This is a genomic window from Streptomyces sp. NPDC054796 (assembly GCF_053611545.1).
Genome location: NZ_JBSHAO010000109.1, coordinates 1 through 10,315, shown reverse-complemented (window position 1 = coordinate 10,315; position 10,315 = coordinate 1). Strand labels below are relative to the sequence as shown.

The 10,315-nt window shown below is 71.2% G+C and carries 11 protein-coding genes and 2 pseudogenes; 7 read left to right on the top strand and 6 right to left on the bottom strand.

Features of this window, described 5'->3' with window-relative positions:
- A pseudogene (locus tag ACWGJ2_RS39345) lies at window positions 1-111 on the top strand (metallophosphoesterase); the annotation flags it as partial.
- A gap of 88 nt (window positions 112-199) precedes the next feature.
- On the opposite strand, the gene ACWGJ2_RS39340 reads toward ACWGJ2_RS39345, so the two are convergent.
- Window positions 200-3,133 carry a CRISPR-associated endonuclease Cas3'' gene (locus ACWGJ2_RS39340; protein ID WP_453351207.1) on the bottom strand — a complete coding sequence of 978 codons (2,934 nt, stop codon included), beginning with the start codon at window positions 3,131-3,133 and terminating at the stop codon, window positions 200-202.
- A gap of 730 nt (window positions 3,134-3,863) precedes the next feature.
- On the opposite strand from ACWGJ2_RS39340, the pseudogene ACWGJ2_RS39335 reads away from it, so the two are divergent.
- The 4 genes and pseudogenes from ACWGJ2_RS39335 to ACWGJ2_RS39320 form a co-directional block, all read left to right on the top strand.
- Window positions 3,864-3,992 (top strand): annotated as a pseudogene (locus tag ACWGJ2_RS39335) (GNAT family N-acetyltransferase); the annotation flags it as partial.
- A 229-nt stretch (window positions 3,993-4,221) separates the two neighbouring features.
- Window positions 4,222-4,359, top strand: a complete 138-nt coding sequence (locus ACWGJ2_RS39330; RefSeq protein ID WP_453351206.1) for a hypothetical protein — start codon at window positions 4,222-4,224, stop codon at window positions 4,357-4,359.
- Window positions 4,360-4,715: 356 nt separating this feature from the next.
- Window positions 4,716-5,051 carry a hypothetical protein gene (locus ACWGJ2_RS39325; protein WP_453351210.1) on the top strand — a complete coding sequence of 112 codons (336 nt, stop codon included), beginning with the start codon at window positions 4,716-4,718 and terminating at the stop codon, window positions 5,049-5,051.
- Window positions 5,048-5,617 carry an AAA family ATPase gene (locus ACWGJ2_RS39320; protein WP_453351205.1) on the top strand — a complete coding sequence of 190 codons (570 nt, stop codon included), beginning with the start codon at window positions 5,048-5,050 and terminating at the stop codon, window positions 5,615-5,617. Before ACWGJ2_RS39325 ends, ACWGJ2_RS39320 begins: the two co-directional genes overlap by 4 nt.
- A 119-nt stretch (window positions 5,618-5,736) precedes the next feature.
- On the opposite strand, the gene ACWGJ2_RS39315 is transcribed toward ACWGJ2_RS39320, so the two are convergent.
- The 4 genes from ACWGJ2_RS39315 to ACWGJ2_RS39300 all read right to left on the bottom strand — a co-directional run bounded on the left by ACWGJ2_RS39315 (window position 5,737) and on the right by ACWGJ2_RS39300 (window position 8,550).
- The gene (locus ACWGJ2_RS39315) at window positions 5,737-6,687 is read right to left on the bottom strand and encodes an ABC transporter permease (RefSeq protein WP_453351204.1); all 951 of its coding nucleotides are present in this window, start codon (window positions 6,685-6,687) and stop codon (window positions 5,737-5,739) included.
- Window positions 6,684-7,550 carry an ABC transporter ATP-binding protein gene (locus ACWGJ2_RS39310; protein ID WP_453351209.1) on the bottom strand — a complete coding sequence of 289 codons (867 nt, stop codon included), beginning with the start codon at window positions 7,548-7,550 and terminating at the stop codon, window positions 6,684-6,686. The genes ACWGJ2_RS39315 and ACWGJ2_RS39310 overlap by 4 nt, the downstream gene beginning before the upstream one ends.
- 104 nt (window positions 7,551-7,654) lie before the next feature.
- The gene (locus tag ACWGJ2_RS39305) at window positions 7,655-8,047 is read right to left on the bottom strand and encodes a transcriptional regulator (protein ID WP_453351203.1); all 393 of its coding nucleotides are present in this window, start codon (window positions 8,045-8,047) and stop codon (window positions 7,655-7,657) included.
- On the bottom strand, window positions 8,044-8,550 hold the full coding sequence (locus ACWGJ2_RS39300; protein ID WP_453351208.1) for a hypothetical protein: 507 nt from the start codon (window positions 8,548-8,550) through the stop codon (window positions 8,044-8,046). Before ACWGJ2_RS39300 ends, ACWGJ2_RS39305 begins: the two co-directional genes overlap by 4 nt.
- Before the next feature lie 304 nt (window positions 8,551-8,854).
- On the opposite strand from ACWGJ2_RS39300, the gene ACWGJ2_RS39295 reads away from it, so the two are divergent.
- Entirely contained in the window at window positions 8,855-9,457 is a 603-nt protein-coding gene (locus ACWGJ2_RS39295; protein WP_453351202.1) for a hypothetical protein, read from the top strand.
- Window positions 9,458-9,762: 305 nt separating this feature from the next.
- Entirely contained in the window at window positions 9,763-9,885 is a 123-nt protein-coding gene (locus ACWGJ2_RS39290) for a hypothetical protein (protein ID WP_453351201.1), read from the top strand.
- 115 nt (window positions 9,886-10,000) lie between these two features.
- On the opposite strand, the gene ACWGJ2_RS39285 is transcribed toward ACWGJ2_RS39290, so the two are convergent.
- Window positions 10,001-10,315: MarR family winged helix-turn-helix transcriptional regulator (locus ACWGJ2_RS39285; protein WP_453351200.1), on the bottom strand; the 315-nt coding region annotated here is incomplete at its 5' end.

Sequence of the window (10,315 nt, the reverse complement as noted above, 5' to 3'; positions counted from 1 at the left end):
GCCGAGGGCCGCACCTCCTACCTCCACGTCTCCGCGGGCTGCGGCACCAACCGCTACACCCCGGTCCGCTTCGCCTGCCCCCCGGAAGCCACCCTCCTCACCCTCACCCCCCCGGGCCCCCGGCCCCCCCCCCCACCGACGGCGGGCTCGGCGCCGGGGCCGGTAGCCGGCCCCGGCGCGGTGTCTGCCGCGGGCGCGCTCAGGCGCGGCCGTGGACCAGCCCCAGCACGGGGTCGAGGCGCAAGGTGTGGCGGCCGAACCGCGCGGCCCGGCCGGGCTCGGCGGCCTGGTGCGGCAGGAGCACCAGATCGGCCAGCAGGGCGTGCTTCCTCCAGCAGGCGGGGACCTGGTGCTCGCGGCCGCGCTCGGCGACCCATGCGGCGGGGACCGGCAGCGTGTGCTGGAGGATGACGCGGATGTGGGTGCTGGTCAGTTCCCCCTCCAGCCGCAAGGGCCGGGTGCCGTGCATATCGAGGGCCAGACCTCCGCCGCTGGTCCGGTAGACGGGCAGAAGCCGGCGGGGCATGGCGCCCAGGCGGGTGGCGGCCTCGCGTGCGTGGAGGCGCTGTTGGTGCAGGTCGGCCAGGGAAAGCGTGTGCCGGGGAGCGGGGATCAGGTGCAGGACACTGTGGTGTTCCTCCACCCGGCGCCGGCTCTGGTAGGCGGCGTGGCGCTTTGTGAGGGCGGGGGTGGCGGGGGCGTGGTGCGGGGTGTCCCCGTGCACCTTCTCGACCAGGTCCGCGACATCGTCGGGCAGCGTGAGGGCGAGGGTGCCTCCCGGCTGACGGGCGAGGTGGTCGGCGGCGGCCTCGGGGAAGTAGGACGGTTCCAGGGCGCGCCACGCGGGCGGGATCAGAGTGCGGCCGTGGTGGTCGGTGGGCTGCAGGACAATCAGCCGGGGGCCCCGCTCGCAGGCCAGCCATGCGGGCCTGCGGGATCCCTGCGCCCCCCACAGGTGCTCGAACCGCCACAGGCGGCCCAGCCGTTGCAGCAGCCGCTCCAACGAGGTGAGGTCGCTGACCATCACATCGACGTCGATGTCGAGACTCGTATCCAGGAGACTGGTCGTCACCAGCACCAGCAGGCCGGGCCGTCGGCCCGACCTGCCCAGGCGGCCGCGGAGCGTGCGGGTGAGCGCCTCGCGTTCATGGCCGGGCATCCGGGCGTGCAGCAGCACCAGCTGCCCCTCAGGCCCACCGGGCCACTCCAGGGCCTGGCGCAGGTGCCGGTAGGTCTCCTGGGCGTCGTCCATGGTCTGGCACGCCACGGCCGCGCAGCCGCCGCCCGCCACGAGGGGGGCGATCTCCGCGGTGATGCGCTCCAGCCGGCCCTCGCGGGGCGCCGCGCCCTCGGGATCGGTGCAGGAGGGATGGCGCACCGGGTGCATGCGGATGCCGGCACTGCGGCGGTGGCGCCCCGCGTGCGCGTCGGCCGCAGCCGGATCGATACGGATCCAGGAGGCATCGGCGGCAGCGGCGAAGATCCAGCCCGGATAGGCAGGAGCGAAGTCGGTGCCCGCCAGGGCCCGGGGCGAGTGGCCCGCACCGGCCAGGTAGTGGCGCACCAGCTCGTTGCTCGTGGAGGCGGGCAGGGTGGCCGAGAGCAGGACGACCGGACAGCCCAGCGCACCCAGCCAGTGCAGCAGACGGCCCAGCAGCTGCCGCATGAACGGGGTCAGCGAGTGGACCTCGTCGAGGACGACGGTGCGCCCCGACAGCGCCAGCAGGCGCAGGGCGCTGAAGCGCACCGGAAGCGCACCCATGAGGGCCTGGTCGTGGGTGGCGACCGTGAACTGCGCCAGCAACGCCCTGTCCCAGCCGCGCAGCCACCCGTCCGGGACCGTCACCCGCTCCTCGGGCCGCCCCGCCCCCGCCTCCCATCCGGCGTCGTCAAGGCCGGGCCAGAACTCGTCCGTGGTCAGCGGCTCATGGACCGCGGTACGGCGCTCGGTGTAAGCGGCGTTGGTATGGGCGTGGCTGTAGACCAAGGAGACCGGGGCATGCTCGGGTCCGTGCGCCGCGACGTACGCCTCGAGCGACTCGTAGGCGGCATCCGCGGTAGCGGTGGTGGGCAGCAGCCACAGGACGCCGGCGCTCTCACCGCCGGCGTTGAAGATCCGTGCCGCCTCCAGGGCGGTGATGCTCTTCCCGCCTCCGGTGACATCGGTGACGACCAGGATGCCTGGCCCCTTCTCCCCCACCGCAGGGGGCAGTTGCCGCATCACGGACGCCTGAAGATCGTTCGGTTGCGCAACGCCCCGGTGGGCCCGGGCGAAAGACACCTCGGGGAGACTGATGCGCCTCAGCCCGGACTCCTCGACCAGGCCCGGGGCGTCCTCCAGCGCCTGGGCGTAATGTTCACCGGCGCCGAAGGCAGGTGCCTGTGCCTTGGGCAGCCAGTAGTGCCGCTGGCTGGCCAGCCGGTCCGCGATGATCCCCACACCGGTGATCAGCACCGCGGCCGGGACCGACACCCGGTCCGGGACCGCCTCCGCACCGGTCAGATGGCGCAGCAGAGCGAAGTAGCGGCGGCGCAGATCCTGCCAGGCGCCGCCGCCCAGGGCCAGGGCGGCCCGCGCCGCGGAAGCCGCACCCTCCAGGTCCAGTTGCAGAAACCGGCCATGGTGGCCGCCCAGGATCTGCGCCACCCGCACCCCCGGACTGTCCGAAGCATCCACGGCATACCCGGCCTCTTCCAGCAGCCCCAGCACAGCGTGCATCGACGCCCGCTCATGCGGCATACGCTGCCAGCCCCCGGTATCCGCCCGCAGCCCTTCACTCACCCGCGCCCACGGACGCGCCTCCTGCTCCTGGAAACGCGACAGCTTCCCAAGATCGTGCAGTCCGGCGAAGAACATCACCAACGACCGGGCCTCCCCCAGCGACACACCCAGGCCGCGGGCGACCAGCCGACGCTGCCCCCGCGTCAGATACCGGTCCCACACCTCCCCCGCGACCGCCGCCACATCCAGCAGATGGAACAGCAGCGAATACACCGCCAGCTCCCCCCGGTCGAACTTCCCCCACGGCGACCGATCGATCCCCCCACGCCGGGCATCCTCCCGCACCCCCACAACCAGTTCCCTCCAACAAGCGCCACACGACGAAAAGACAGTGCGGGAATCCTGCCGCATCACAAACCCCCGCCAGCAGCCTCCGCCAGGAACCGGCCAACACCGTTTGCGGTGTACCCTCAACCCAGCATTCCCCAGGGCCATACCAAGCCCTCCCCCGGGCAAAAGCGAGTAAAATCCGCCCCCAGGCCGCCAAACACCGCAGGCCGCCGAGGGTCCTCCCCGTACACGCGGGGGTCACTCCCTGCGAGTCAGGCCGGGTACTTGCTCGGCAAAGTCCTCCCCGTACACGCGGGGGTCACTCGACGGGGATGATGATCCGGGCGGTCTTGGTGGTGTCCTCCCCGTACAACCGGGGGTCAGCCGTCGGCGACGGTGTGCTCCTACCCGAGAACTACGTCTTCTCCGCACACACGGAGGTCAGCCGGACACGTACACGATGACCGGCACAGGGGCCGCGTCCCCTCCACGTGCATGCGGGCGCCATTCCATGACTGACCGCTCGGTGGGGTAAGCCTCAGCCCCCGCCCCCCCGCACTCGCAGGGAATCATCCTGCCCCGCGGCAATCATGTTGACAGGCAGCAGGCAACAGATTCCGATTTCCTTCTGCCACACACGAGCCACCGAACACAGCGGTCTGGAACAGGACCGCCAAGGAGTTCTCATCCCGGCGCGCTGGGGATTCTCACATCATGTCAACACGAATTCTCATTGTGTGTCACCCAATCAAAGAGCTGACCAGCGACGACGTATGACATCCATATGAGAAACGAATGTGGCATCGAAGTGAGAAGTCGCACCGCAGGCTGCGAATGGCTCCACGTCGACTTCACCCCCGAACTGCGCCCCTTCTACCTCAACGCCTGCGGCTTCCGCCCCACCGACGCAGGACTGATCCACCTGCCCTCCACGACATGACACACCCCCGCCCCCCACGAACACCGCCAGCCCTCCCCCCGGGTCTCCTCGGCAAAAAACCACACCCACCAACACCCCCACCCCCACGCCTCCACACCACACCGCGCCCGCCCACCCCTCCCGGACCGGCAGAACTGCACAGCACGAAACCCGGCGTTGCACCACCACGCCCACAGAAAAGCCCTACACTCGCGCGAAACACCCAGCTCGCCAAGAACGGAATAAAATCATGTTCACCGCACGCACCGCCCTCGCCGCCACCGTCCTCGCAGCCATCGCCGCCCTGACCAGCACCACCCCCGCCACCGCCACCCCCGGCCATACCCTCCCCGCCGACTCCCCAGGACTCCTCAGCGGCAACGCCTGACCCCAGCCACCGGAACCCCAGCCAGACCCCCGAGCGAAACCCGAATCCGAGCACAGGCCGGAGCACGGGCCCGATTGACCAAGGACGCGTGACCAAGGACGGGTACGAGCCGAGGCAGCACCCTTCCCCCAACTCCCCACGCACAGCCACAGAAGACCGGACCCCACGACGCGAAGCCCTCAGGGCCACCGCGGCGACGGACGTGACGTCCCGGGTGCCGCGTCGGCGGACACATCACACGGCACGACCCGCGAGGCCGGCGCCGCACACATATCGCGTTGTTCCCCCAGGGCCACCCGCATAGGGTCACGGGCATGTCGTTGCGTCTTCGTATGCGTGAAGCACTGCCCGAAGCGATGCGTGCCCGGGACAAGGCCGCGGTGAGCGCCCTGCGGGCCACACTCGCCGCACTGGACAACGCCGAAGCGGCGCCCGTGGCCGAGGCCGAGCTTCGTGGTGTGGCCCTTGAGCGGTCACCGGCCGGTGCCGGGGCCACCGAAGCGGCGCGGCAGGAGCTGAGCGAGCACGGTGTGGTGGACGTCGTACGCGCCGAGGCCACCGAACGCCTGGAGGCCGCGGCCCAGTTGACCGCGCCCGCACACGCCGACCGTGCGGCGCGCCTGCGCGAGGAGGCAGCGGTGCTGCTGCGCTTCCTCGACGGCCCCGCCGCCGCGCGGGAGACGGGCCGGTGACGGGGAGCGCCCCCGCCGTCGGCGGCAGGGTCGTGGTCCTGGCGGGCCCGCCTGGCGCCGGCAAGTCGACCGTGGCGCGACGGATCGCAGCACGGCACGAGCGTGCGGTGCACCTGCACACCGACGACTTCTGGAGCTACATCGTGGCCGGGTCCGTCCCGCCCTACGAGCCCGCTTCCGACGCGCAGAACCAGACCGTGCTGTCCGTGATCGCGGGGGCCGCGTTCACCTACGCCTCCGGCGGGTTCGTCACGGTGGTCGACGGAGTCGTCGGCCCCTGGATGCTGCACCATTTCCGCACGGCGATGGCGGCGGCCTGGCGCACGAGGGCCGACTACGTCGTGCTCCGCCCCCGCCGCAAGGTCACACTCGCCCGCGCCATGGCCCGCACCGAGCCCGGCGCCCTCGTGGACCAGAGCCCGCTGGGACTGATGTGGGACCGGTTCGCCGACCTCGGACTGATGGAACCCCACGTGATCGACACCAGCGGGGAGAGCGTCGGGGAGAGCGCCGGGCGGGTGAGCGCCCTGCTCGACGGCGACACGCACCGCCTGCGGGCCGCATAACCCCCCACACACCCGGCCGGAACATCAGCCCTCGCCCCCCGGGCCGAGTGCGCCCCGCGGCCGCTGGAACCCGGTGACCGCAGAGGCGCGCTGTCCCACAGGTGCGGCCAGCGGGCGGCTTACGCGGGTATCGCCCCGCTCCGGGCAGCCCTGTGATGACGCGCGGTCAGACGGGAGCCGGACTCGCGGCGGGCGGCGCGGCGCAGAAGAGGAACCGCGAGGAGGAATCCCAGGAGTGCCCAGGCGGCCAGTACCCCCGCGACCATCGGCAGCTCCCAGGAGCCTGCCGCCTCGGCGGCCCGTGCGGTGTCCGGCAGCAGCGCCGAGCGCAGGCCCTGTGCCATCCACTTGAGCGGGAAGACGGAGGCCGCCTGCTGCACCACCACCGGCAGCGAGGTGATCGGGAAGACCGCGCCCGAGGTGAACAGCAGCCCCATCACGGGCAGCATGATCAACGCCAGCGCCTCGCGCGGATTGGGCAGCACCGCGCCCAGTGCCGCGCCCAGCGGTACGACGGCGAGCAGCCCGAGCGTGGTGACCCACAGCAGCGTCAGCCAGCCGCCCGGCCCGCGCGGCAGCGGCCCGTCCGCCAGCAGCGCCGTGGCCGCCAGGAGCAGGGCCAGGGTGCCGGCTGCCATGACGACCACCAGCAGGCACTTGGCGACGAGATAGGCCGGTATCCCGCCAGGCGTGGCCCGCAGCCGCAGCAGCGCACCCTCCTCCCGCTCGGTCACAAGCATCTGCGGGAGATTCACCAGACCGATCTGCACCAGCAGATAAGCGGCGAGACCCGCCAGCACCATATGGGCCATGGGGGTGTGCGTGCCGGGCACCTCGTCGCTGACGTAGGCCGCGATCAGCAGCGCGACCACCACATTGGTCAACTGGCCCGACAGCTCCTTGGGGCTGCGCAGAAAATGCCGCAGCTCGATACCGCCACGCACCAGTCCCGCACGCCAGAAACGGCCAGCGGGGACACCCGGTTTCCGCGCCCTGCCGACGGGCCCGCCCGCCACATCCGGCCCGTCGCCGTGCTTGTTCGGCATGTCCGTCACGGGTGTCCCCCTCATGCGGCCCGTCCCTCTCCGTCCACGGCCCCGGCCGAGCCATCCGTGCCGTCGTCCTCGCGGTGGACCATGTGCAGATAGGTGTCCTCCAGCGTCGGACGGCGGACCTCCAGACCGGCGATCGGGCCCTCTGCCTCCCGGTGGAGTTCCCACACCAGCCGCGAGGGGTCCACGGTGCGTTCACGACGCACCGTCCCGTCCCCCGACATCCAGCGGACCTCGGCCCGCGCAGCAGCGGCCCGGGCCAGTTCCGAGGGGGTGCCGCAGGCGCGGATCCGGCCGCCGACCAGCATGGCGATCCGGTCGGCGAGGCGTTCCGCCTCCGCCAGATCGTGTGTGGTGAGCAGGACGGTGACACCTTCTTCGCGCGCCAGCCGTTCCACCAGCACATGGAACTCGTGCCGCGCCTCCGGGTCGAAGCCGGTGGTCGGCTCGTCCAGGAAGAGGAGTTCGGGGCGGCCGACGATACCGAGCGCGACGTCCAGCCGCCGCCGCTGACCACCCGACAGCCGGTCCACCTGCTGCCCGGCCCGGCCGGTGAGACCGACCAGCGCCAGCAGCTCGGCCGGGTCACGCGGGTCCGGGTAGTACGTCGCGAAGTGACCCAGCAACTCCGCGACCCGCCAACGACAGTGATCACGCCAGGACTGCAGGACCAGCCCCATCCGCCCACGCCAGGCATCACCACCCCGCTCCGGGTCCTCTCCCAGAACCCGCACCTCCCCCGCCGAGCGGCGCCGGAAGCCCTCCAGGATCTCGACCGTGGTGGTCTTGCCCGCACCATTGGGGCCGAGCAGCGCGAAGACCTCGCCGCGGCGGATGTCCAGATCGATACCGTGGAGCACATCGACACCGCCGTACGCCATCGCCAGCCCACGTACACGGATGACAGGCCGGGCGGCGGTGGACAGGACGGGCCCGGAAGGCCGTGCGGGCAGGGCGGGCGGCACAGGCGTGCGCCCCGGCGTCGTCATCGCCCTGCCTCCACATGGTGCTGCCTCGTCGCCTCGCTCGCGACGGCCCCGGCAGCATCGTTCTCCATCGCTTCCGGAACGGGCACCGACATGTGCCCCGCGCCCTCGACGATCGCCCGGAGCGCCGCCACATGCCCCTCGAAGGCGATGCGCCCGTGGTCCGTCAGCCGCACCCTCGTGCGGCGCCTACGGCCGCCGCCCTCCTTGTGGATCTCCAGATATCCGGCCCCTTCCAGGGTGCAGAGCTGTTTGGAGAGCGCGGAGTCACTGAGCGAGAGACTGTCGCGGATGAACGCGAAGTCCGCCCACTCGGTGGTGGCCAGCAGCGCGACCACCGACAACCGGGTGGCGGGATGGATCAGTTCGTCGAAACCCTCGGGAGTGCTCATCGGCCCGCCCCCTCGGGAGCCGCACACTCACCGCGGCCACGCAGCGAGCCGACCGCCCAACGGCTCGTCGGCCCGATGACCAGCAGGAACACACCTGCCGAGACCGTCGCCCGGATCAGGCTGCCAACTATCGGCTCCAGCGCCTCGACCAGATGGCCGGACAGCAGGACCGTCCCGCTGGTCACCACCGCTCCCGCGACGAACGTGGCGCTCATCCGCCAGTTGCAGCGGGAGCGGTGCAGCCGCATCCGGCTTCTGCGGTGGTAGAACACGGCCAGCCCTCCCAGCAGCATCACGTACACGGCGAGGAGCAGCCCCACCCCCCACGGGGGCGGATCCAGACCGAGGCCGGCCAGGAAGACCCACATCAGCACGGCCGTCGCGTACACCGCACCCGGACCACCCGACGCGGACCGCTCGATCTCGTCGTACACCCGCTCCTGCGGCACCCGGATCCGTTGCAGATCCCTCCACGCCTGTTCGGCATCCACCGACACGCCCACAGTCACCGCCTCCCCCACGCCTTGGAGCCCGAGAAGGGCCCAGACAGCGCGCGCGTGCCAGACCCCTTCCCCACTTTCCTACCAGGAAAGATACCCCCGACTTTCCCAACAGGCAAGCCAGAACCGGAAAGACACCACCAAGCCACCCACCCCCACACACCAACCACGACACGACACAGCACCCACCAAGACCTGCCCTACCTTCACCCGACAGCAACGGCAGCGCACAAGCCGACCCAGCCACACACCACCCCCACACACCAGCCCTACCCACCGTCGAACCCACAAGGGAGAACGACAGACCATGACCCCGCCCGACCACCGACCCCTCCTCGCCGCCACCACCGCGGCCCTCACAGCCGACGGCACCCTCCCCCCGGCCGACGCCGCAACAGCCACCAGCAGCGACCACGCCAACCGTCGCCACCACTCCGACGTCGGCGCCACCTCGGCACCGCTCGCACGGGGCCTGCACCAGTCCGCCCACTCCGAGCGGCACGACACACTGCGGATCACCGCCTCGCCGGGGCAGCCCCCGGCCCCGGCCACCAACTCCCACCCGGTGAAGGCCGACCCCGGCACACCGAAAACCGAGACGGCGCACCCGGCGGGCACCACTGCGTCCGGCGGAATCGAGCCCGCCTACGGCACCGACGTCCACGACGAGCACGACACCGTCCGGAACACCGGCACCCGCGACAACAGCATCTCCCTCTACAGCCAGCGGACCGGAAAGCACCTCACCCCCTCCCCCCCCCATACCGCACTCACGCGAAGCCGCCGCGGACAGCACACCCGACACCATGCGGACCAGCACCTTCACCCCCCGCCACCTACCGACAGCCGCACCTTCCAGAAGAAGAAACACGCCACCATCGAGGGAGCCGGCCCACGAGGCCCGCCATGAACGAACACACCGGCACCATCCACGCCACCGACCACACCCACGACCGGATCATCGAACTCACCACGAACCCCGGCGAACCCCGCCCCCCCCCCACAGGCGACGACCCTGACCCCGCCAACTCCCAGACAATTCACGCGCGTTGGACCCGTTCACCACATTCACGACCCCGCCAGACCGTCGCCCCTTCCACCGACGCCGAACCACACGTTTACCTGGGAATCCGACCGCTCGCGCCGACCGCCCCCGCAAGAGACCAGCAGAAGAGACCAGGTGAAACAGCAATGCACGCACCCACCATGGAGTCCATGAAACGCACCGGCGCCGAACTGCTGGAGCGGGCCCGGCGGCGGATGAGGGCACACCTGGAAGAACACGTGAATACCCGCCTCTCGGCCACACGACACGAAACCGGCTACCACCTGGGCTGACACGACACAGACGGGCGGCCGACCGAGGGCAGCGCAGGGAAGGCGGTACGCCCCGCACTCTGCCTCGCCACCACCAAAGCGGTCGACACCAACACCCAAGACGCCGGGTTCACCCTCACCGCAGGAAAGTACGACCCCCGGCCTCGTCCGTCGCTTCCAGCGTGGTCACGAGACGGCCCAGCGCGGGCAGCACCTGGGCGAGCACAACCCGGTCAGCGGGGGACAGCTCATCGACGACCCGAGTGAGCGTCGCAGCGCTGGCCCGGTCATAGCACTCCAACAGTTCCAGAGCCTCCCGGGACGCAGTAAGAACCACGGTCCGCTGATCGTGAGCGGACCGGACCCGTTCCACCAGACCCGCAGCCGACATCACCCGCACGAGGTTACTCACCGTGGACCGCGCCACCCGCAAGCGGGCCGCCACCGCGCC